The organism is Noviherbaspirillum soli, from assembly GCF_015352955.1.
Classification (GTDB): Bacteria; Pseudomonadota; Gammaproteobacteria; order Burkholderiales; family Burkholderiaceae_D; genus Noviherbaspirillum_A; species Noviherbaspirillum_A soli.
This window is the reverse complement of record NZ_JACYOX010000003.1, coordinates 93,072-113,942: the sequence shown is the minus strand read 5'-3', so window position 1 is coordinate 113,942 and position 20,871 is coordinate 93,072. Positions and strand designations below refer to the sequence as shown.

Sequence of the window (20,871 nt, the reverse complement as noted above, 5' to 3'; positions counted from 1 at the left end):
CACGACAATGCTGCTGCGGGCTGCGACGCATGGCGCAATGCCCTGCGGGTATTGCGCCCCACCGAATCGGCGGGCGACGCATCGCCCACTTCTGTCCTATACCGCTCGCGGCGCAGTTTCCTGCTTCAGCATCGCCGCATTCACCACATGCACCGGCGTGCCCGCCGCAAAAGCCAGGATCTGCTCGAACACCTTCTCGAACCCAAACTCGTAGGCATCCCGCTCGACATAGCCCAGGTGCGGCGTGCACAGCGCATTTGGCAGCGCCAGCAATGGATGGTCCGCGCCCACCGGCTCATGCTCGTACACGTCCACCGCGGCGCGGCCCGGCCGTCCTGCCCGCAGCGCCGCTTCCAGCGCACCGGCGGCAATCAGCCCGGCACGGCTGGTATTGACGATCAGCGCGTCGGGCTTCATCAGGGCCAGGTGTCCGGCAGTGACGATGCCGCGCGTGGCATCGGTCAGCCGGACATGCAGGCTCAGCACGTCGGCGTGTTCGAACAGCTCGCGCTGGCTGGCGGCGGTGAGATGGCCGTCGGCGCGTGCCTTGTCCAGCGTGGTGTCGCGGCCCCAGACCAGCACCCGCATGCCGAATGCCCTGCCATAGCCGGCAACCAGCGCGCCGATGCGGCCGTAGCCGAAGATGCCCAGGGTGCGGCCATGCAGCACGTCGCCCATGGTCGACTGCCAGTGCCCGGCCTTGAGCCGCGCCGCTTCCTGCGGTATGTGGCGCAGCGCGCCGAGGATCAGGCCCCAGGTGAATTCCGCCGTTGCATACGAGGGCCGGCCATACTGCCCGGCCGACACCAGCACGCCATGCCGGCTGCAGGCGGCCAGGTCGATGTGGGGCGTCACGCCATGCTGGCTGATCAGCTTGAGAAGCGGCAGCCGCTCCAGCAGCGCAGCGCTGATGGTGGAGCGCTCGCGGATCAGCACCAGCACCTCGGTGTCGGCCAGGCGGCTGGCCAGCAGGTCGATGTCTTCAACATGGTCGTTCCAGACCGTGACGTCATGGTCCTTCAACAGCTGGAAGCAAGCCAGCGAACGCACGGCATTCTGGTAGTCGTCGAGGATGGTGATCTTCATGCCTGTGCCCCACTGAAGAAGCGCAGCGCGAGCGCATTGAAGCGCGCCGCCTGCTCGTATTGCAGCCAGTGGCCGGCGTCGGCAATCACGCTGACCGATGCCGGCCCGAGGTGCTGCGCCAGCCAGTCGCGGCGCTCGGCCAGTTCATGCCGCTGGTGCGGGTCGTCCTGCCCCAGCATTACATGCACCGGCACCTGCAGCGCCTGCAGCATCGGCCGCAGATGCACCGAGCGCGACAGCTGGCGCGACACGAAGCGGTTCTGCCGCACGCATTGTTCCAGCAGGTCGAGCGCTTCGGGGGTGGCCAGCGCGGCGTCCTTCACCATCAGCTCGTTGAGCGTCACCGCCAGGCCGGCGCGCAGGCCCTGGCCGCGGGCGGCCTCGGCGGCGCGGGCCTGCAATGCCTTGACTTCCTCCGACACCTGGCCCAGGCCGGGTGGATTGACCAGCAGCAGCGCAGCCACCGCCTCCGGAAACAGCAGCGCAACCCGCACCGCCACCGCGGTGCCGAAGGAAAACGCGGCAATGCCCGGCGGCGTGTCGCGCAGCGGCGGCGCGAGCGTGGCGCGCAGGCCGGCGATGGCTTCGCCCACCGGACGCGCCAGGCCGTCGATATCGCTTTCCGGTGCGGCGTCGCATGACAGGCCGAAGCCCGGCAAATCGATCGCAAACACCGTATGGTGCCGCGCCAGCGCCGCGATGTTGTCGCGCCAGTGCAGCCAGCTGCCAAAGCCGCCATGGATCAGCACCAGCGGCGTGCCGTTGCCGGCGCTGACGTAATGCAGCTTGCCCAGGCTGGTGTCGACCATGCCCTCGTGCAGGCCTTCGTTCAATGCAATCGGTGTTGCCATGTGGTGTTTCCCTTTGATCTGCCGGGCCGTCGCATCGCCTCAGAGCGTTTCCAGGCCCGGCAGTTCGTCCAGGCGATTGAGTTTCTCCAGCAGGGCGCCGGCCGCCACGCTTCCCAGCACCGGATCGGCGAGTTCGCGGTATTTCTGCTCGAGCTCGCGGTCCGACAGCGGGGCTTCCGGATCGCCCTTGCGGAACGGCTGCAGGAAGGCCAGCACCCGGCCGTCGCGCAGCCGGATCTCGACACGGGCGGCGCGCTGTCCGGGAAAGGCGGCGTCCAGTTCCGGATCGACCGTCAATGTGATCTTCTTCATCAGTGCGCGGGTCGCCGCATCGTTCATGCGCGCCGGCTCGAACGCGGCCAGGCGCACGCTGCCATGGGTCAGCGCGCTGGCCACCGTGTACTTGACCGAGAAGCGCGCTTCGGCCGGCGTGGCCGGATTCTCGTAGCCGGCCACTTCCAGCGCGGCGCGGTAGGTGCCGATGCTGATCTGCTCGATGTCGACGGCGCGCAGGCCGTGCTGCGCCTGCAGCGCCAGCGCGCCGTCGATCGGCGCGAAGGTATGGCCGCAGCAGGCGTGGTTCTTGAACGTGATGCGGGTGACATGGAAGTCGCGGCCCAGGGTCGACACCGCTTTTCCCCAGTCCGGACCGTCGCTCATTGCGCAGCCCAGGCCGGCTTCCCCTTCGAGGATGTCGAGCGAGCCGGTCACGCCTTGCGCCGCCGCCAGCGCCGCGGTGACGCCGGCTTCGGCGGCACGGCCGGCATGCAGCGGCTTGGACATCGAATCCATGCGGAAGGCCTGCTGCAGCCCGGCGGCGAAGGTGGCCACGGTGGCCAGCGCATGCGCGAAGCGGGCCTGGTCCAGCCCCAGTATCTCGGCCGCCGCCGCCGCCGCGCCGAAGCAGCCTATGGTGCCGGTGTTATGCCAGTGCCGGTAATGCGCCCGGCCCATCGCGGCCCCGATGCGGGTCGAGATCTCGTAGCCCACCACCACCGCGCGCAGGAATGCCTCGCCCGACACCTTGCGCGACTGGCCCAGTGCCAGCGCCGCCGCAATGGTGGGCGCGCCCGGATGGTAGATCGCTTCGCGGAAGATGTCGTCCACCTCCACGATATGCGACGCGGTGCCGTTGACCAGCGCCGCCAGCCGCACGGTGGCCGGCTGGCCCAGCATCAGGCGGGCGCTGCCATGCCCCAGCTCTTCCGCCAGGGCCCGCTCCAGCGACGTGGCCGGCGGCAGCACCGCGCCCGGCAGCGCCGCCGCATGCCAGTCGATCACGGCGCGCCTGGCATGATGCACGACCTCCGGGCTCATGGCCGCGGCGCGGTAGTCAACGGCAAACTGCGCGAACTGTTCAACAACGTACATGCGATGCTCCTTTGCTCTTACTCGGCCGTGGCGCCGGAAATCTTGACCACGCTTGCCCATTTCGCCGTTTCATCCTTCATGTACTTGCCGAATTCCTGGGGCGTCGAGCCGACCGGTTCGGCGCCCTGCTCGATGAACTTGGCGTGTATCTCCGGCATGGCCAGCACGCGGGCAATGTCGGATGAAATCTTTTCCGTCACGGCCTTGGGCATGTTGGCCGGGCCCACCAGGCCGAACCAAGAACTAGCATCGAAATTCGGGTAGCCGGATTCGGCCACGGTCGGAATGTCGGGCAGGCCGGTCGAGCGCTTCTTGCTCGACAGCGCCAGCGCCTTGAGACGTCCGCTGCGCACATGCTGGACCGCCGACGGAATCGTGGCGAACATGAAATGCACCGCATCGCCGCCCAGCAGGTCATTCAGCGCGACCGCGCCCTTGTAGGGCACATGGGTCGCTTCCACATTGGCCTGCGACTTCAGCAGTTCCGTGGCCAGATGGGATGCGGTGCCGCTGCCGGTGGAGGCATAGAAGTACTTGCCGGGATTGGCCTTGAGCAGCGCCATGAATTCCTTGAAGTTATTGGCCTGCATGGTCTTCGGATTGACCACCAGCATGTTGGGCACGTCGGCCACCAGCGAGATCGGCGTGAAGTCCTTCAGGTGGTCGAAGGGCATGCGCTTGTACAGGCTGGTGTTGACCGACAGCGGGCCGGTCGAGCCCATGAACAGGGTATAGCCGTCGGGCGCAGCCTTGGCCACTGCGGCGCCGGCGATGTTGCCGCCTGCGCCGGGACGGTTTTCAACGATCACCGACTGGTTCCACATCTTGGAGAGTTCGATGCCTAGCATGCGGGCGATGATGTCGGTGGTGCCGCCGGCGGAAAAGCCGACGATCATGGTCACCGGCTTGATGGGCCAGGCCGGGTCCTGGGCCGGCGCATTCTGCGCAAACAGGGCAAGGGCGGCGCCGATCGCCGGCAGGGCGAACTTGCGCAGGGTGGCATTGAATTTCATGAAGGTCTCCTTGATCGTTTTATTTATGGATGGATGAAGGGCGTTCAGGCTGCCCTGGCGGCGCGCTGCGGGAAGGACCGGCCGAACACGCCTTCGGCGATCCGGTTCTTCAGCATCTCGATCGAGCCGCCGGCGATCATCCAGCCACGGGTGCGGCGCACGCAGTACTCGATCAGCATTTCCTGGCTGTAGCCCATCGCGCCCATGACCTGCAGCGCTTCATTGGCCACGTCCCAGCCGGCCTGGTTGCAGGCGAGCTTGGCCATCGCGGTGCTCTGCGCCGACGGCAGGCCATGCTCGCCTTCCAGCGCGGCCCGATACAGCAGCAGCTGCGCGGCTTCCAGCTTCATCGTCATCTCAGCGAACTTCCACTGGATGCCCTGGAACTCGCACAGCGCGCGGCCGAACTGCTTGCGGGTGGCCGCATGTTCGCGCGCCGCATTGAAGGCATAGCGGCCCAGCGCCAGCGAGCGCGAGGAATTGCCCAGCCGCTCGACATTGAAGCCCGAGATCTGCTTCTTGAAGCCGCCCATGCCGAGCAGCACGTTGGCCCGCGGTATGCGGCAGTTCTCGAAATAGAGCTGGCTCCACTGCTCGCCGCTCATGAAGGACGAAGGCTCGCCAACCGTGAAGCCGGGCGTGCCGCGCTCCACCAGCACCGAGCCGATGCCATCGACGCCGGGACCGAAGCGCACATAGATCAGGAACAGGTCGGCTTCGGGGCTATGGGTGGAAAACACCTTGCTGCCATTGACCAGGTAGCCGTCGCCGTCTTCGGTGGCGCTGGTCTTGAGCTCGGTCACGGCCGAGCCGGCATCGGGCTCGCTCATGCCCAGCGCAATGAGCTTCCTGCCGGCCAGCAGATCGGGCAGGAAGCGCTGCTTCTGCTCGGCGCTGGCATATTCGACGAAGGTCCGGATCGGGCCGAAGTTGCCGGCCTGGACGATGTCGGCGCTCTTCGGGCAGGCCAGCGCCACTTCCTGGATTGCCAGCACAGCATGCATCAGGGTGCCGCCCTGGCCGCCGTCGGCTTCATCGAAGGCAATGCCCAGCAAGCCCTGCTCGGCCAGCATGGCAGCCACATCCCAGGGATAGCGGGTGGCATGCGCGCGTGCCAGCGCGCCTGGCGCCAGCTTGTCCTGGGCAAAGCGGCGTACGGAATCGGCAAAGGCGCGGTGCTCTTCACTCAGTTCGAAATTCATTAGGTCCTCGTTGATGATCTGCGATGGTTCATGCTGCTGGCGCGCTTGACTCCCGGCCGCCGTGACGAGGCCAAGGCAAGCGCTCCGAATGCGCTGCAGTGTGCGCCGGGACCGGTGCTTTGACAATTTCCGGTTATGCAAGCCGGCATGAGAAAAACTCATGGCAGGCTGGGCCCTGGCTTTACAAAAAGGCATAGCTGCATACCAAATCGGAAATGGCCGCCTGATACTGCCGGTGCAATAATCGCTGCGGCCAGGCATTCGGCCTCGTAGCCGCAGCCGTACACGAGCCCGAAGCCCACTCCGCTCATTGTTGATTCGAAGGACAAGCACAGCATGCCCGCCATACCCGACGCCCGCCTTGGACAGGCACTCTTTTCTCCGCGCAGCATCGCCATCATTGGCGCATCCGACGATCCCGCCAAGACCTCCGGCCGGCCGGTGCTGTTCCTGCGCCGCGCCGGCTTCCAGGGCGCGATCTATCCGGTCAATCCGCGCCGCGACACGGTGCTCGGCGAACGCGCCTGGCCGTCCGTGGCGGCGCTGCCGGAAGTCCCCGACCATGCCTATATCGTCACGCCGACCGAGCTGGTGCTGCCCGCGCTGGAGGAATGCGCGGCGGCCGGCATCAAGGTCGCCAGCATCCTGGCCAACGGCTTTTCCGAGGCCGGACCGGAAGGCTTGGCGCGCGAGGAGCGGTTGCGCGAGATCTGCGCCCGCACCGGCATACGGGTGGTCGGGCCGAACAGCCTGGGCGTGGTGAACGTGCACCGGCGCTGCATGATCACCGCCAACGCCGCCTTCGCCGAACCGGAACTGCCGCCCGGCGGCATCTTCGTGGCCTCGCACAGCGGCAGCATGATCGGCGCGCTGGTCTCGCGCGGCAAGGAGCGCGGCATCGGCTTTGCCGGTCTGGTCTCGGTGGGCAATGAAGCCGACCTCGGCATCGGCGAGATCTGCCTTGCCACGCTGGACGACCCCGATATCACGGGTTACCTGCTGTTCCTGGAAACCATACGCAAGGGCGACCGGCTGCGCGAGTTCGCCTTGGCCGCCGCCGCGCGCGGCAAGCCGGTGGCGGCATACAAGCTCGGCCGCTCGGCGGCCGCGGCGGAGCTGGCGGTGTCCCATACCGGCGCCCTGGCCGGCGAGGACGACGTGGCCGACACCTTCCTGAAGGACTGCGGCATCGCCCGCGTCGAGACCCTGGAAGCCTTCATCGAATGCCTGCCGCTGATGGCGCGCATGCCGCTGGCCCATCGCAAGTCGCCGCGGGTGGGCGTGATCACCACCACGGGCGGCGGCGCTGCCATGGTGGTGGACCAGCTGGGCATGCGCGGCGTGCAGGTGGAAACCCCGTCCCATGACACCTTTGCGCGCCTGGCCGCGGCCGGCGTGAAGGTGGGCCATGGCGCCATCGTCGACCTGACGCTGGCCGGCACCCGCTACGAAGTGATGAAGGCGGCGATCGACGTGATGTCGGCCGCGCCGGAGTTCGACCTGATCGTGGCCGTGGCCGGCTCCTCCGCCCGCTATCATCCCGACCTCGCGGTGCGCCCCATCGTCGACAGCAGGAATGGCCCCAAGCCGCTGGTGGCCTTCCTGGTGCCGGAAGCGCCGCAGGCGCTGGCGCTGCTGTCGGCCGCCGGCGTGCCCAACTTCCGCACGCCCGAAGCCTGCGCCGACGCCATCGCCGCCGCCTTTGCCCGCCGCGCGCCGCGCGCCCAGGCGACGCCCGCGCAAGCCGGAGGCACGCCGTGCATGCTGGATGAACTGCAGGCCTATGGCCTCTTGCAACGCATCGGCGTTGCGCATGCGCCAGTGGCCGCGATCGATGCAGATGATGCTTGCCCTGCGCATGGCCTGCCCTATCCGCTGGCGGCCAAGGTGCTGCATGCCGACATCGCTCACAAGACCGACGTCGGCGGCGTGGTGCTGGGCATCCAGGACCACGCCGGCCTGCTGCAGGCCATGAATACGATTTCCACCGAGGTCGCGGCGCGCCGGCCCGGCACCACGGTCGAGCGCATCCTGGCGCAGGGCATGGTGCGTGGCGTGGGCGAGGTATTGATAGGCTACCGGCTCGATGCCCAGGTTGGTCCGCTGGTGATGCTGGCCGCTGGGGGCGTGCTGACCGAGATCTATCGCGACCGCAGCATGCGGCTGGCGCCGGTGGACCTGGACACCGCGCGGGAGATGATAGGCGAGGTCAAGGCGCTGCAAGCCCTTGCCGGCTACCGTGGAAAGCCGGCCGGCGACCTCGACGCGCTGGCGCAGGCCATCGTTGCGCTTTCCGGGCTGGCGCTGCTGCCCGACCTGAAGGTGGCGGAGGCGGAAATCAATCCCCTGATCGTGCGCGCTGCCGGCGAGGGCGTAGTGGCGGTGGATGCGCTGGTAAGGCTGGCGTAAGGCCCTGCCTGGCTGCGTGCCACGTCAACCTGGCCCGGTATCAGGACCGGGGCGACGTGGCGGTGTTGGCCGGACTGGAGGGCAGTGCAGCGCCTCCCGTAGTCGTAGGGTGGAATACCCCGAAGGGGCATTCCACCGATGGTGAACCAGGGAAGTCAGCCGACAATACCATCTAGGTCTGCGGCCCATGGTGCAATGCCCTTCGGGTATTGCACCCTACCGAAGCGGTTCCATTTGAAGTACCCGTGTACCCGCGGCGACAGTTGCAGCTGCTTTTGAAGCGGCAGTCCAGCCTCGTTGAGCGCCGTGTCAGCGGGGAGTTAAAAGCAACGTCAACGCCTCATCCCGCCGCCTGCCGCGTCTCCGCCAACAACCACTCCCGAAACACCCCCACCTTGGCCGGCATCGTATCCCGCAGCGGCAGCAGCAGGTAATAGGCGAAGCCGGGCCGCGTCACCGTCTCGAACGGGCACACCAGCGCGCCGCTTTCCAGCTCCTGGTCCAGCAGGCTGATCTGCCCGATGGCCACGCCCAGCCCTTCCACCGCGGCCTGGTACGTCAGGATAGAACTGGAAAACACCATGCTGTCACGGTGCTCGGCCAAGTCTGGCCGCCCCATCGCATTGAACCAGTAGGGCCAGTCATTGCTGCGGTAATGCGAATGCAGCAGGCGGTGATGCTTCAGGTCGTCCAGGGCCTGCAGCGGCGCGCCGGGTTTGTTGAGCAGGGCCGGGCTGCAGACCGGGGTGATGCGGTCGCCAAACAGGCGCTCGCATTGCATGTCGGGCCAGTTGCCGTCGCCGAACTGGATCGCAAGATCGATCTCGTCGCTGGCAAAGTCGGCCGGGGCGACATCGGTGCTCAAGCGCACGTCGATTTCCGGATGCGCCTGCTGAAACAAGGGCAGCCGGCGCATCAGCCACTTGGCGGCAAAGGTGGTGTAGGCGCGCACCCGCAGCGGGCCGCTGCGATTGTTGGCCAACAGGTCCCGGGTGGCGGCGGCAATGCGGGCGAAGGCGGGACTGACTTCCTGCTGGTAGCGCCGGCCGGCGTCGGTCAGGCTGATGCCGCGCTGCTCGCGGTTGAACAGCTTTACCTGCAGGTAGTCTTCCAGCAGCGAGATCTGCCGGCTCACGGCGGACTGGCTCACATGCAGCTCGTCAGCTCCCCTGGTAAAGCTGCCCAGCCGGGCAACGGCTTCGAATACCCGCAATGGATTCAGCGGTGGAATGGTTTTGGCCATGATCTCTCCTGAGGCCGGAAGTATAGGGCAGGCGTTGCGCCGGGTAATGGGCCAGCGCGTGCAGGCGGCCGGCCTCAGTAGCCGAACATGTTGCGCCTGACCTGCACCAGGTGCGCTTCCATCAGCTCGCGCGCCGCCTCGGCATCGCGCGCCTTCAGCGCTGCCACCAGATCCCGGTGCTCCTGCTCGTAGATGGCGCGCCGCTCCGGCGTCACGCTGCGTTTCTTCAGGACGCCCCAGTCGCCCTGCTCGCGCACGCTGTTCATCAGCTGGAACATGCTGCGCGCGAAGTTGTTATGGGTGGCGTCCGCAATCGTCTGATGCAGCGCGCCGTCCCAGTGCTCGAACTCCTCCAGGGTCTGCGCCGCTTCGGCACGGGCGCAGCACTCTTCCATCTTCATGAAGTCGGCCGGCGTCGCATGGCGAATCGCCAGCTGCATCACGACCGGCTCAAGCAGCACCCGCACCTCCATCAGTTCGGCCGGGCTGGTCTCCATCGCGGTCACCTGGGCCGCGCCGGCCTGCAGCTTCTCGCTGGCATCGGCGCTGACATAGGTGCCGCTGCCCACCACCTGGGTGATCAGGCCCTGCTCCTTCAGTTCCGACAGCACCCGCCGCACCACGCTGCGCCCGATGTTCCATATCTCGGACAGCTCGCGCTCGGTCGGCAGGCGGTCGCCGCCATGAAGCCGGCCTGAACGCAGTTCGTCCAGCAGGAAATGACGGAATTCCTGCAAGCTGTCTGATGAGTACATTCGCCCCTCCCCGGAAATGGTTGAAATTATAAACCAATTGATGGATAAAACAGAGTATCGTCCTGCTTCCATCGCTCGGGACAGGCATGCCCTTCATTCCTGGCTTGCATCCAAAGGCGATTTCACCGGTTGACATTGGTCGATTCTTGGTTTAACTTGGTTCATCTTAAAACCAATTTGCACCAAGGAGAGTGAGCATGCGTTTTGCGACCATAGAACTGAACGGCGCCCCCACCGTCGCCATCGTCGACCGCGAGCTGTCGCGCTACTGGCCGGTGGCCGATGCGCTGCCCGGCTTCAACGGCGACATGGTCGACCTGATCCGCGCCGTGCCCGAGCCGGCCAGGCAGCTCAAGACCAGCGGCGAAGGCAAGCCGCTGGAAGGCATCCGCATCCTGGCGCCGCTGTCGACGCCGCGCCGCAACCTGTTCATGGTCGGCAAGAACTATCACGAGCATGCGAAGGAATTCAACAAGTCGGGCTTCGACGGCTCCAAGGAAGACATCTCGCCGCTGCCGTCGGTGTTCACCAAGCCGGCCTCGACCATCGTCGGCCCGAACGACGCGGTGAAGTGCCACCAGCAGGCCACGCAGGAAGTGGACTATGAGAACGAACTGACCGTGGTCATCGGCAGCGGCGGCCTCGGCATCAAGAAGGCCGACGCCTACAAACATGTGTGGGGCTACACCATCGTCAACGACATCACCGCGCGCGACCTGCAGAAGAAGGCGCGCCAGTGGTTCCTCGGCAAGGCGCTCGACACCTTCTGCCCGATGGGCCCGGTGATCGTGACCCCGGATGAGATCGATCCGGAAAACCTCCAGCTGAAGACCTGGATCAACGGCGAGCTGCGCCAGGACGCCAACACCGGCGACCTGATCTTCGACATTCCGACCATCATCGAGGTGCTGTCGGCCGGCATGACGCTGGAAGCCGGCGACGTGATCGCCACCGGCACCGCGGCCGGCGTGGGCATCGGCTTCACGCCGCCGAAGTTCCTGAAGCCGGGCGATGAAATGCGCCTGGAGATCGAAGGCATCGGCACCCTGGTTAACCGCATGGAGTAAGGCGGCGGCCGACAGGCCTTTCGTCCGATGGAGACGGCAGCCCCGCCGCGCCCGATGGCGGGCGGGGCTGCGTCATATAAGAACGCCAATGGAGACAAGCAATGCACAAGTTTGCAGCACGACTGGGTTTTCTTTCCGCGGCCGGCGCCGCACTGATCGCCACCCTTCCAGCCACCGTCGCGGCCCAGGACAGCTGGCCAGCCAAGCCCATCACCATGGTGGTGCCGTTTCCGCCCGGCGGCGTTGCCGACACCGTAGGCAGGCCGGTCGCGCAGGCGATGGCGCGCGAACTGAAGCAGTCGGTGGTTGTTGAAAACAAGGCAGGCGCCGGCGGCGCGATCGGCATGGCGGCGGTGGCCAAGGCGCCGCCCGACGGCTATACCGTGCTGATGTCGCTGGCATCGATGACCACCATACCGGAAGCGGACAAGATCAACGGCAAGACCTCGCTGTTCCAGCTGTCGCAACTGAAGCCGATTGCCCGCTTCACCGCCGACCCGGTGGTGCTGGTGGTGCGCAGCGAAGCGCCGTGGAAGAACCTGCAGGAATTCGTGGCCGACATGAAGGGCAAGCCCGGCAAGTACAGCTTCGCGTCGTCGGGCAATTACGGCACCATGCATGTGCCGATGGAAATGCTCAAGTCCAGGGCCGACTTCCGCATGCTGCACGTGCCCTATACCGGCGCCGGCCCGGCCCTGATAGCGCTGCTGAGCGGCCAGGTCGACGCAGTGGCGACTGGTCCGGCCAGCGTGCTGCAGCAGATCAAGAGCGGCAAGCTCAAGGCGCTGGCCCATTGGGGCGAAGGCCCGCTGGCTTCCCTGCCCGGCGTGCCGACGCTGAAGCAGGCCGGCTATCCGCTGGAGTATGCGCAATGGGCGGGCCTGTTCGTGCCCGCCGGCACGCCGGACGCGGTTGTGGAGAAGCTGCGCGCGGCGGCGCACAGGGCGGCCGACGATCCGGCGGTGAATGCCGCCATCAACGGCTCCGGCAGCTCCATCATGTACATGGATGCGCCCGAGTTCCAGACCTATCTGAATGCGGATGCCAGGAAGATGGCCGACGTGGTGCAGAAGATCGGCAAGGTCGAGTAAGCCGACCCTGGCCTGGCATGTTCAGCGCTGCGGCTGATGGCGCCGGCCCCGGAAATATCAACAGGAGGAAATGCGTTGCCTGCGGCCTTGCGGATGGCGCACCCGATGCGCCATCGCCGCCGTCAGTCGAGGAAAAAGACAACGCAGGCATCCATCATCTGAACAAGCCAGATGCCGGATGCCTGCGATCAGCCGGGCATGATGCAATCAGCCCGGCTCCGGCGCGCCTGGCGGCGCGCCGCTTGCTTCATCAGGCGCCGAGGGTGTCCAGCGCCGCGTTGAAGGTGGCGCTCGGGCGCATCACGGCTTTCACCTTGGCGTCATCGGCCTTGTAATAGCCGCCGATGTCCGCCGGCTTGCCCTGCACTTCCAGCAGCTCGGCAACGATCTTCTCCTCGTTCTCGGTCAGCTGCTTGGCCAGCGGCGCAAAGTAGGCAGCCAGTTCGGCGTCTTCCGTCTGCGCGGCCAGTTCCTGCGCCCAGTACATGGACAGGTAGAACTGGCTGCCGCGGTTGTCGAGCTCGCCGGTCTTGGGCGAAGGCGACTTGCGGTTGTCCAGCAGCTTGCCGGTGGCGGCGTCGAGCGTTTTGGCCAGGATCTTGGCGCGGGCGTTGCCGGTCTTGATGCCGAGGTCTTCGAAGCTCACCGCCAGCGCCAGGAACTCGCCCAGCGAATCCCAGCGCAGGTGGTTTTCCTGCACCAGCTGCTGCACATGCTTGGGCGCGGAGCCGCCGGCGCCGGTTTCATACAGGCCGCCGCCGGCCATCAGCGGAACGATGGACAGCATCTTCGCGCTGGTGCCCAGTTCCATGATCGGGAACAGGTCGGTCAGGTAGTCGCGCAGGATGTTGCCGGTGACCGAGATCGTGTCCAGCCCGCGCATCACGCGCTCCAGCGTGTAACGCATCGCGCGCACCTGCGACATGATCTGGATGTCCAGGCCGGTGGTGTCATGCTCCTTCAGGTAGGTGCGGACCTTCTTGATCAGTTCGTTCTCGTGCGGACGGTACGGGTCCAGCCAGAACACGGCCGGCATGCCGGAATTGCGGCAGCGGGTAACGGCCAGCTTGACCCAGTCGCGGATCGGCGCGTCCTTGACCTGGCACATGCGCCAGATGTCGCCCTTCTCCACGTTCTGCGACAGCAGCACTTCGCCGGTGGCGATATCGGTGATGTTGGCCACGCCGTCTTCCGGGATCTCGAAGGTCTTGTCGTGCGAGCCGTATTCCTCGGCCTGCTGCGCCATCAGGCCAACGTTGGGCACGGTGCCCATGGTGCGCGGGTCGAATGCGCCATGCCATTTGCAGAAGTTGATGATTTCCTGGTAGATGCGGGCAAAGGTGCTCTCCGGGATTACCGCCTTGACTTCCTTCAGGCGGCCGTCGGCGCCGTACATCTTGCCGCCGGCGCGGATCATCGCCGGCATCGAGGCGTCGACGATCACGTCGCTGGGCGAATGGAAGTTGGTGATGCCCTTGGCCGAGTCCACCATCGCCAGTTCAGGCCGGTTCTCGTGGCAGGCGTGGATGTCGCGCATGACTTCCTCGCGCTGCGAGTCGGGCAGCTTGGCGATCTTGTTGTACAGGTCGACCATGCCGTTGTCGACATTCACGCCCAGGCTGTCGAACAGCTCGCGGTGCTTCTCGAATGCCTGCTTGTAGAAGATGCGCACGCAGTGGCCGAACACGATCGGATGCGACACCTTCATCATGGTTGCCTTCACGTGCAGCGAGAACATCACGCCGGACTTGTAGGCGTCGTCGATCTGTTGCTCATAGAACTCGCACAGCGCCTTGCAGCTCATGAACATCGAGTCGATGATCTCGCCTTCCAGCAGCGACACCTTGGGCTTGAGGACGATGGTCTTGCCGCTTTTGGTGAGGATTTCCATCTTCACGTCGCGCGCGCGGTCCAGCGTCATCGACTTCTCGCCATGGTAGAAGTCGCCGTCGTGCATGTGCGACACATGGGTGCGCGATGCCTGCGACCATTCCGCCATCGAATGCGGGTTCCTGCGCGCATATTCCTTCACGGCGCGCGGCGCGCGGCGGTCGGAATTGCCTTCGCGCAGGACCGGGTTGACCGCCGAGCCGATGCACTTGCCGTAGCGCGCCCTGATCGCCTTCTCTTCATCCGTCTTCGGGTCGACCGGGTAGTCGGGCAGGTTGTAGCCCTTTTCCTGCAGTTCCTTGATCGCGGCCAGCAGCTGCGGCATGGAGGCGCTGATGTTGGGCAGCTTGATGATGTTGGCGTCCGGCTCCAGCGTCTTCTTGCCGAGTTCGGCCAGGGTGTCGGGCACGCGCTGCTCCGGCGTCAGGTAGTCGGCAAAATTGCCCAGGATGCGGGCGGCGACCGAGATGTCGGTCTGCTCGATGCGGATGCCGGCCGGCTTGGCAAAGGTGCTGACAACAGGCAGGAAGGCGTGGGTCGCCAGCAGGGGCGCCTCGTCGGTTAGCGTGTAGATGATGGTCGGATCGCTGCTCATGCGCTTTTTCCTTGGAAGGTGGCGAAGGTTCTTGGGAGTCGTGTTCTGCTGATCATCGCCTGCGCAGGCTCACGGTCCGCGCACCATGGCCGATCACCTGACCCACTGGCGGAGCATGGTGGAACCTGGTGGACAGACCGGCCTTGCGGCGCGATCAGGTCTTTATCTTTTAATTAAGTCTTCTATAAGACATAAGACGCATTCCATATTATGCACGAGATTTTCACGATGTACCACTGTTTAAGCGCCGGCCCGGCGCTGCTGCCTGCCAGCCGAGGGGGAAACGCGGCATGTCAAACCGGCCAAACGCAAACGGCGCCTTGCCGCAATGAATGCGGCAAGGCGCCGTGGTGGCGCCGCATGCTGGACAGCAGGTCAGGCGGTGGTGTCGATGTTCTGTCCGATATGAGCGGGCTGGCGCGCCGCGGGCGCGGGCGCAGGCGCTGCGGCGGCAATCAGCGCGGAGGCAGTGGAAGCTGAAAGGTCGAGCGCTTTCTTCAGCACTGCCGTACCCACTTCCTCGCTGGTTTTGGCTGTGGTCAGTGCCGTAGACAGTCTTGCGATGCCGGTGACGTCCATTCGATGGTCCTTTTTCATGGTCAGAACCCGTTATCGGCAGCGCTGGACCGATTCTGAAGCCAGCGACGCCATCGCCGGGCCGCCAGCCTCCGGCCTGGGCATCCCGGTCCCGGCCGGAGGCATTCTGTCAAGCAGTCGCCGTTGCATATCCAAGACAGACAGGCCCCGGCCGGCCCAGTAGAATCTTGACCCGAAGCAACGCCAGGCGCGCCTGCCAGCATGCCGCGCCTGGCATCGGAAACAGAAGAAGGGCGTAATGACCGCAGTCTATAAATCGATTTTTGCAAACAGGCAGTCGGATTCCCTGCTGGATCGCCTGCTGGTGCGACTGGACCAATCCGACGACTCGGCACAGTGGAAAGAACACCGTGCCGCGGCACTGGGTCTCAACAACCCCACCTCGGCAGCCCGCAAGCTGCGCGTCTCGCCGGGACGGGTGACCAGCCTGATCAAATCCGGCAGCGTCCGGCTCTATCCGGTCAACAACCAGTACCGCTACGTGAAGGTGAAGGAAGTGGCGCAGGCCCTGGAAACCGAGCGGGCGCTGCACGAGACGGCGCCCGGCTGACCGGGCGTCCTGTGGCGGAACGCCTCAGCCGGCTGGCGTGCCGCCCGAAGCGGCCACCCTGGCCGCGCGCTCGGCCATGTAGCGGGCAGTGGCATCGCGCGCCACGGCCAGGGAGCCCGTCATCTGGCCGGCCCGGTTCCTGACCATTGCAAAGCTCATGTCGACATACAGGGCGTCGCCATTTTTCTTCAGCGCCCGCGTCATGCGCGATCCGGGCGCGGACAGGATGTCGCCATGCTCCACCGCCTTGTTGAAGCCGGCCCAGTGAGCCTTCCTCAGCTTTTCCGGGATGATCATGTCCACGCTCTGCCCGACCGCCTCTTCAGCCGTGAACCCGAAGACATGCTCCGCGCCCTTGTTCCATAACCTGATGATGCCCTTCAGGTCCGAATACACCACCGCTTCCTGCATGCAGGAAAGGATGGCTCCGGCATCCACTGCGGCATCGCCTTGCTGTTCCGACGTGATCTGCTCGTTCATTTCTGGCTGTCTCCTTGAAGGTGTTATCGGCGCATGATACAAGCCCGCGGCGCATCGATCCATGACGGCATCATATTGCCAGCGCGATACCGGCAACGCCGGCCACCGCCAGACTTCCACCCCATACCAGATCCAGGTTGAGCCAGGCATGGCGCAGAAAGCGCAGGCCGAGATGGCGGTACACCAGCCAGGCCATGGCCATCGCAGCCGCGAAGCCGGCCAGCGTATGGACGGCGGCAACCAGCGCCGCAATGCCCAGCGTCGACTGCGCGGTGTAGTTCATCACCGCGGCATGGCCCATGTCGGCCGCGCCGGGCGCCGGCCCTGTGGCAACGCACAGGCCGAGCATGAACGGCGCCAGCATCAGGCCGGCGCCATGGGCAGTGGCCATCAGGAAGGACCACCATGCAAGCCGGGCCGGGGCGATGCGCGCCAGCGCACGGGGATGGCGCCGCCTGACGAGCTTGAACAGGCCCAGCAGCAGCAGCGCAGCGCCGGCGCCGATGCGGATGGCGCGGCCATATTGGACATACCAGCCCAGCCAGGCCAGCGGCGCCAGCACCACCGCCATCGCCATCAGGTGGCCGCCGCTCAGCGGCAGCAGCGTGGCAAACAGGGACCGGGCGCTGCGGTCCATCATTGCATTGGCCACGGCCAGCGGCCAGCCCATCGCCGGGTTGAGGCCGTGATACAGACCGAGCGCGATGATGGTGAGCCAGAGCGCCGCAGTGCTGTTCAAGCCGACGGGTAGCAGAAGGAATCGGTCGAGCAGTCGCCTCCCTGCAGCCGGATCTGGTGGGCGGCGTAGTGCGGGCCGAAGTCCACATGGAAATGCGGATCGAGTTCGATGCCGCCATTCGCGCCGACGTGGCACATCACCTGCGCGCCGCCGATGCCGTCCGGATAGAACTGCTGGTCCCAGCTGCTGTAGAGCGAGTTGGTGAAGTACACCCGCTTGCCGTCGCGGCTGATCTCGGTCATCTGCGGTCCGCCGCCGAAAGGCTTGCCGTTCGGATGCATTGCCTTCTGCGCGATGCCGCCGATGCGCACGCTGCCTGCCAGCGTTGGCTTCATCGGGTCGGTCACGTCGTACTGGCGCAGCTCGCCGGTGCCCCAGCAGGCCACGTACAGGAAACGGTCGTCGAGGGAGAGGTCGATGTCGCTGATCAGCGGCGGCACCGCGCCAAAGCCCTTGAGCAGCGGCGGCAGCTGCGCCGGATCGGCGGCTTCCGGCGGCACCGTGGCGGCCTTCCTGATCTGGAACTTGCCATTCTCGCGGTACCAGGTCCAGATCGATCCTTCCAGGTTGGTGGTGTCGACCACCACGCCCAGGAAGCCATACTCGCGGGTAGGATCGTGCGCCGGCCGGATTTCCAGCGCCATCTGGTGGTTGGCGCCCAGATCGATGGTCTGCACATGGCGGCGCTCGCGCAGGTTCCAGAAATGCACCGCGTGGCCGTATTTGTTGGCCAGCAGGTCTTCGGGCACGATGCCGTTTTCGAACTGCGGCGGCAATCCCCATTCGCTTGACACCATGTAGTCGCGCGGCAGGTTCCACCAGAAGTCGTAATGCAGCTTCTGCGGTCCGCGGTCGATCTCCCAGCGGCCCAGGATCTCGAAAGTTTCGCAATCCATGATGAACACGCCCGGCGGCCCTTCGGTACCATCGGCGCCAGCCCCGCCCAGCGTGCTGATGTAGATGCCCTCGGGTCCGCAATGCACGGTATGGGGCCGCGAGTAGCCGGTCTTGCGCATCAGTTCCTCGGGCTCGATAGTCTTGACCAGCTTCGGCTTCCTCGGATCGGGCTGGGTGTCGACGATATAGATGCGCGACGAGCGGATGCCGGGAATGATCAGATACCTGCGCTGCAGGAAAGCATGGCCCGACAGCGGGGACAGCGCCGAGCTGCAGGCATTCCAGCCGAAATGGTGGAATTCGTCGCCGGTGTTGGGCATCACCAGGCGGCTGATGACGTTGCCGTAGGTGGACGACTGCGGGTCGACATCGATCACGGCCAGGGCGTCCGGCTGCGACCTGTCGGGCGAGAGCAGCACGGTATAGGCAAGATGTTCGGGTTCGGCTTCCATCGCCAGCCGCGGCGATGGATGAAAGCTCGGGTCGGGATGGTATGTTTCCAGCATGATGTCCTCGCATGGAAAGAAACGGAATGCCCCTGGGAGAAGAGCGTGAAGCAGAAGAGCGTGAAGCAGAAGAGCGTGAAGCGAGCCAAGGCTGCGCGCCCGGCATGCCGGTGTCAATAGACGGGTTCGAGGATATTTGGCGCGGATCAGGAAACCGTCGCCGTTAAGCCGGGACTGCATGCTGCGATGCAATCTCGGCCGGCTGGCAGTGCAGGGCGATCCATCCACATGCGCAGGCAGCAATGCATTGAGGCGCATCACAAACGGCCTGGCAAGTGATTTCAAGGCGCCGCCTGCGGATTGATTGCGCTAAATGCATGGTCTTTTCTCCTGCATTCGTGCAGACTTTGCGCTGCGCTTAGGCAATTCATGAAAACCCCGGTCAACCGTGGCAAAAGCCGGCGCCTTACAAGGAGGAGTCATGATCAGCAATCTTGCATCCGCAAGGGCGTTACTGCAGGCCGACCTCGACCACGCCCGCAGCGTATTGAATCTGTGGGCCCATCAGGTGGCTGAACTCGAAAAGGCATTGCAGCAGCTCGACGCGGTCAGCGTGTCACGGGACGGCCTGAGGGCACAGTATCAGGCAGCGAAAGGCACAGGCCCGATCCTCGGCGCGCCAGCCACCATCGACAAGCCAGCCAGGCGGGGCAGGAAACCCAAGCAGGCAGGCAGCGCCTCCGCAGCGTCCAAGGCAAGCGTGCAGGGACCGGCAAAGCGAGGCCGCAAGCCGGCGGTGGCCAGCGGCACAGGGACGGCGCGGCCAGCCGGCAAGGTCAAGCGCGCGGCCTCGGCCAACGGCGCGGCGTCACCGAAATACCAGGACCCGAAATCGGGCAAGACATGGACCGGCAAGGGCCGCCATCCGCTCTGGCTCAAGGGCGACCCGGGCCAGTACCTGATCCGGGCCGGTGGCGATGCCGCATCCGCGGCGGCAAGGCCAGCCAACGTTCAGGCGCATGGGCGCGAGGCGGCGCCTGCGCCGGCTGCATAGAACGATCCGCCAGCCCGGCGCAAGCAGCAAGCGCCGGTGGCGACGCTATACCGCGTCCACCTCATGGGTGGTGAAGTCGCCGGGCATCACGATCTCCAGCATTTCGACGTCATCGCTATGCCCGACTTCGCGATGGCGGATGCCCGGCGGCTGATGCACGCATGAACCGGCTTCCAGGCGGACGCGGCCCTGGCCTTCATACTCGAACTCGATCCAGCCCTTGAGGATGTACACCAGCTGGAAGCTGGTTGCATGCGCATGCGGCTGGCTTGAAAAATCGGTTCCCGCCGCTGCCCGGATCACATGCGCGGCCACCCTGCCGGCCGTCGCCTCCCTGATACCCAGGTCGCGATATTCAAAAAAGGAGCGCAGGCCGCGCGAGAAGCTGGCGTCCTTTGCATGCGATACGACGAAACCTTGCGCTGTCATTGTCTGCTCCGTGTCTTTAAAGGGGTCTCGACATGCTGCTTGGGTCCGGCCTGAATGTCCAGGCTGCTGATCATGTCGATGACCCAAGGCAATGCTGAGCAAGCAAACGAGTTGTGCCGGCATCGACCTGCTGCATGGGCAGGAGCGGCGCGTCCATGGAGACAGCGCTTACGCCAGCCGGAAGGCACTGATCCGTGGCAAGGCGCCGAAAGCGAAAGGTTTTACAAACGAACGTGTGCGCAAAGCTGGAGAAGTCGATGAAGTGAAGCGGGCAAGGAAGCGCATATGCTGATGGGTAAAGCTGATGGATGCGCTCAAGGCAAGCGATGCCTGATCGCAGGCCCCGTGATCCGCTGCGCAACCGGGGTTTCTTTCGCGACCTCGCTGCGCACCGCCATCCGTGGCAGCAGGTTACGGACGGCGCCAGGCCGCACTGCGGCCCGACGCGCTTGCGGCTTAACCGAAATACAGGCTCGATGCGTCGTTTTGCATGGACGCGGCCGGTGAGACGTTGTCGCGGACCTGCTGGCGGCTCATTGTCGAGCGCGTGCTCATCATTGGATAAACGCCGTCCTTGGCACCCGGCATGCCGCCCACTTCAGCCATCACCTGCGCACGCGACTTCGTGGACTTGAAGCCGGCGTCCGGCGCGATGAACTCGGCCGACTGAGCAAATGCCGATGCTGCGAAAACATACAGGGCGATGGATACAACGATTTGTCTGGTGTTCATGAAAATTCTCCATTGAAGTAAATGCGAAAAGCGAAATACGAACTGCGATCCCGGTGCAATGCGCCAATACTGCAATGGCTGCGTTCGCGCTGGACCGTAATGCATATACGTCGTGGCTGGCGTTATGGATTCAGTGATGTTGATCTGCCTGAACCCGGCGGCAAATGTTTTCGCGGATAACGAGCCGGGTCATACGCCAGCAAGCGTAGCCTGGATGAGCGAAGCGAGATCCGGGTTACCCTCCATCCCTGCGCACTTGAGTTTCGACCGCGATGGCTGATACCCGCTTCCTCCTTCAACAAGGTGAAATGGAAAAAGGGTGCAAGCGCCGCCGTCGCCTGTCATGGAAATGCCGTTGGGTACCGGCCACCTTT

19 protein-coding genes and 1 pseudogene are annotated in these 20,871 nt (G+C 65.2%); 6 read left to right on the top strand and 14 right to left on the bottom strand.

Going from position 1 to position 20,871, the window contains the following annotated elements:
• Positions 1-96: 96 nt before the first annotated feature.
• From IGW04_RS04590 to IGW04_RS04570, 5 genes are read right to left on the bottom strand one after another with little or no spacing between them, the layout of a single operon-like run.
• On the bottom strand, positions 97-1,086 hold the full coding sequence (locus IGW04_RS04590; RefSeq protein WP_194711862.1) for a D-2-hydroxyacid dehydrogenase family protein: 990 nt from the start codon (positions 1,084-1,086) through the stop codon (positions 97-99).
• Positions 1,083-1,937 (bottom strand): alpha/beta fold hydrolase, encoded by an 855-nt coding sequence (locus IGW04_RS04585; RefSeq protein WP_194711861.1) that lies wholly within the window; start codon positions 1,935-1,937, stop codon positions 1,083-1,085. Before IGW04_RS04585 ends, IGW04_RS04590 begins: the two co-directional genes overlap by 4 nt.
• Before the next feature lie 39 nt (positions 1,938-1,976).
• Positions 1,977-3,308 (bottom strand): MmgE/PrpD family protein, encoded by a 1,332-nt coding sequence (locus IGW04_RS04580; RefSeq protein WP_194711860.1) that lies wholly within the window; start codon positions 3,306-3,308, stop codon positions 1,977-1,979.
• Positions 3,309-3,325: 17 nt separating this feature from the next.
• Entirely contained in the window at positions 3,326-4,321 is a 996-nt protein-coding gene (locus IGW04_RS04575; RefSeq protein ID WP_194711859.1) for a Bug family tripartite tricarboxylate transporter substrate binding protein, read from the bottom strand.
• A 44-nt stretch (positions 4,322-4,365) separates the two neighbouring features.
• Positions 4,366-5,523, bottom strand: coding sequence for an acyl-CoA dehydrogenase family protein (locus tag IGW04_RS04570; RefSeq protein WP_194711858.1), 1,158 nt, complete (start codon positions 5,521-5,523; stop codon positions 4,366-4,368).
• A 336-nt stretch (positions 5,524-5,859) separates the two neighbouring features.
• Between IGW04_RS04570 and IGW04_RS04565 the strand changes: the two genes are divergently transcribed.
• Positions 5,860-7,932: an acetate--CoA ligase family protein gene (locus IGW04_RS04565; protein ID WP_194711857.1), complete on the top strand. Its 2,073-nt coding sequence runs from the start codon at positions 5,860-5,862 to the stop codon at positions 7,930-7,932.
• A gap of 340 nt (positions 7,933-8,272) precedes the next feature.
• Here the strand turns inward: IGW04_RS04565 and gcvA are convergent, their stop codons facing one another.
• Positions 8,273-9,175, bottom strand: a complete 903-nt coding sequence (gcvA, locus tag IGW04_RS04560) for a transcriptional regulator GcvA (protein ID WP_194711856.1) — start codon at positions 9,173-9,175, stop codon at positions 8,273-8,275.
• Positions 9,176-9,249: 74 nt separating this feature from the next.
• A complete protein-coding gene (locus IGW04_RS04555) occupies positions 9,250-9,930 on the bottom strand; it encodes a FadR/GntR family transcriptional regulator (RefSeq protein WP_194711855.1) in 681 nt (226 codons plus the stop codon).
• Positions 9,931-10,127: 197 nt separating this feature from the next.
• On the opposite strand from IGW04_RS04555, the gene IGW04_RS04550 reads away from it, so the two are divergent.
• Both IGW04_RS04550 and IGW04_RS04545 read left to right on the top strand, forming a co-directional pair.
• Positions 10,128-10,997 carry a fumarylacetoacetate hydrolase family protein gene (locus IGW04_RS04550; protein WP_194711854.1) on the top strand — a complete coding sequence of 290 codons (870 nt, stop codon included), beginning with the start codon at positions 10,128-10,130 and terminating at the stop codon, positions 10,995-10,997.
• A gap of 101 nt (positions 10,998-11,098) precedes the next feature.
• Entirely contained in the window at positions 11,099-12,088 is a 990-nt protein-coding gene (locus tag IGW04_RS04545; RefSeq protein WP_194711853.1) for a Bug family tripartite tricarboxylate transporter substrate binding protein, read from the top strand.
• A 250-nt stretch (positions 12,089-12,338) separates the two neighbouring features.
• Here IGW04_RS04545 and IGW04_RS04540 read toward each other — a convergent pair whose 3' ends face one another.
• Both IGW04_RS04540 and IGW04_RS04535 read right to left on the bottom strand, forming a co-directional pair.
• The gene (locus IGW04_RS04540) at positions 12,339-14,573 is read right to left on the bottom strand and encodes an NADP-dependent isocitrate dehydrogenase (RefSeq protein WP_194711852.1); all 2,235 of its coding nucleotides are present in this window, start codon (positions 14,571-14,573) and stop codon (positions 12,339-12,341) included.
• A 375-nt stretch (positions 14,574-14,948) separates the two neighbouring features.
• Positions 14,949-15,152: a YjfB family protein gene (locus IGW04_RS04535; RefSeq protein ID WP_194711851.1), complete on the bottom strand. Its 204-nt coding sequence runs from the start codon at positions 15,150-15,152 to the stop codon at positions 14,949-14,951.
• A 256-nt stretch (positions 15,153-15,408) separates the two neighbouring features.
• Here IGW04_RS04535 and IGW04_RS04530 point away from each other — a divergent pair, with 256 nt between their 5' ends.
• Positions 15,409-15,720: a hypothetical protein gene (locus IGW04_RS04530; RefSeq protein WP_194711850.1), complete on the top strand. Its 312-nt coding sequence runs from the start codon at positions 15,409-15,411 to the stop codon at positions 15,718-15,720.
• A 24-nt stretch (positions 15,721-15,744) separates the two neighbouring features.
• Here IGW04_RS04530 and IGW04_RS04525 read toward each other — a convergent pair whose 3' ends face one another.
• From IGW04_RS04525 to IGW04_RS04515, 3 genes are all read right to left on the bottom strand, one after another.
• Complete coding sequence (locus IGW04_RS04525; RefSeq protein ID WP_194711849.1) at positions 15,745-16,200, bottom strand: PAS domain-containing protein; 456 nt, start codon at positions 16,198-16,200, stop codon at positions 15,745-15,747.
• 70 nt (positions 16,201-16,270) lie between these two features.
• Positions 16,271-16,939, bottom strand: a complete 669-nt coding sequence (locus IGW04_RS04520) for a hypothetical protein (RefSeq protein WP_228526849.1) — start codon at positions 16,937-16,939, stop codon at positions 16,271-16,273.
• Positions 16,936-18,342, bottom strand: coding sequence for a selenium-binding protein SBP56-related protein (locus IGW04_RS04515; RefSeq protein WP_194711848.1), 1,407 nt, complete (start codon positions 18,340-18,342; stop codon positions 16,936-16,938). The genes IGW04_RS04520 and IGW04_RS04515 overlap by 4 nt, the downstream gene beginning before the upstream one ends.
• Positions 18,343-18,763: 421 nt before the next feature.
• Here IGW04_RS04515 and IGW04_RS04510 point away from each other — a divergent pair, with 421 nt between their 5' ends.
• Entirely contained in the window at positions 18,764-19,336 is a 573-nt protein-coding gene (locus IGW04_RS04510; protein WP_194711847.1) for an H-NS family nucleoid-associated regulatory protein, read from the top strand.
• Between the two features lie 45 nt (positions 19,337-19,381).
• Here IGW04_RS04510 and IGW04_RS04505 read toward each other — a convergent pair whose 3' ends face one another.
• Positions 19,382-19,765 (bottom strand): cupin domain-containing protein, encoded by a 384-nt coding sequence (locus tag IGW04_RS04505; protein WP_194711846.1) that lies wholly within the window; start codon positions 19,763-19,765, stop codon positions 19,382-19,384.
• 127 nt (positions 19,766-19,892) lie between these two features.
• Here IGW04_RS04505 and IGW04_RS04500 point away from each other — a divergent pair.
• Positions 19,893-20,048, top strand: a pseudogene (locus tag IGW04_RS04500) (IS5/IS1182 family transposase); the annotation flags it as partial.
• Positions 20,049-20,221: 173 nt separating this feature from the next.
• Here the strand turns inward: IGW04_RS04500 and IGW04_RS04495 are convergent.
• Positions 20,222-20,497, bottom strand: a complete 276-nt coding sequence (locus tag IGW04_RS04495) for a DUF4148 domain-containing protein (RefSeq protein ID WP_194711845.1) — start codon at positions 20,495-20,497, stop codon at positions 20,222-20,224.
• Positions 20,498-20,871 lie beyond the last annotated feature (374 nt).

Bases quoted from the DNA above. Each gene is read 5' to 3' on its own strand.
- IGW04_RS04590 (WP_194711862.1), bottom strand. From the start codon at position 1,086: ATGAAGATCACCATCCTCGACGACTACCAGAATGCCGTGCGTTCGCTG.
- IGW04_RS04585 (WP_194711861.1), bottom strand. From the start codon at position 1,937: ATGGCAACACCGATTGCATTGAACGAAGGCCTGCACGAGGGCATGGTC.
- IGW04_RS04580 (WP_194711860.1), bottom strand. From the start codon at position 3,308: ATGTACGTTGTTGAACAGTTCGCGCAGTTTGCCGTTGACTACCGCGCC.
- IGW04_RS04575 (WP_194711859.1), bottom strand. From the start codon at position 4,321: ATGAAATTCAATGCCACCCTGCGCAAGTTCGCCCTGCCGGCGATCGGC.
- IGW04_RS04570 (WP_194711858.1), bottom strand. From the start codon at position 5,523: ATGAATTTCGAACTGAGTGAAGAGCACCGCGCCTTTGCCGATTCCGTA.
- IGW04_RS04565 (WP_194711857.1), top strand. From the start codon at position 5,860: ATGCCCGCCATACCCGACGCCCGCCTTGGACAGGCACTCTTTTCTCCG.
- gcvA (WP_194711856.1), bottom strand. From the start codon at position 9,175: ATGGCCAAAACCATTCCACCGCTGAATCCATTGCGGGTATTCGAAGCC.
- IGW04_RS04555 (WP_194711855.1), bottom strand. From the start codon at position 9,930: ATGTACTCATCAGACAGCTTGCAGGAATTCCGTCATTTCCTGCTGGAC.
- IGW04_RS04550 (WP_194711854.1), top strand. From the start codon at position 10,128: ATGCGTTTTGCGACCATAGAACTGAACGGCGCCCCCACCGTCGCCATC.
- IGW04_RS04545 (WP_194711853.1), top strand. From the start codon at position 11,099: ATGCACAAGTTTGCAGCACGACTGGGTTTTCTTTCCGCGGCCGGCGCC.
- IGW04_RS04540 (WP_194711852.1), bottom strand. From the start codon at position 14,573: ATGAGCAGCGATCCGACCATCATCTACACGCTAACCGACGAGGCGCCC.
- IGW04_RS04535 (WP_194711851.1), bottom strand. From the start codon at position 15,152: ATGGACGTCACCGGCATCGCAAGACTGTCTACGGCACTGACCACAGCC.
- IGW04_RS04530 (WP_194711850.1), top strand. From the start codon at position 15,409: ATGACCGCAGTCTATAAATCGATTTTTGCAAACAGGCAGTCGGATTCC.
- IGW04_RS04525 (WP_194711849.1), bottom strand. From the start codon at position 16,200: ATGAACGAGCAGATCACGTCGGAACAGCAAGGCGATGCCGCAGTGGAT.
- IGW04_RS04515 (WP_194711848.1), bottom strand. From the start codon at position 18,342: ATGCTGGAAACATACCATCCCGACCCGAGCTTTCATCCATCGCCGCGG.
- IGW04_RS04510 (WP_194711847.1), top strand. From the start codon at position 18,764: ATGATCAGCAATCTTGCATCCGCAAGGGCGTTACTGCAGGCCGACCTC.
- IGW04_RS04505 (WP_194711846.1), bottom strand. From the start codon at position 19,765: ATGACAGCGCAAGGTTTCGTCGTATCGCATGCAAAGGACGCCAGCTTC.
- IGW04_RS04495 (WP_194711845.1), bottom strand. From the start codon at position 20,497: ATGAACACCAGACAAATCGTTGTATCCATCGCCCTGTATGTTTTCGCA.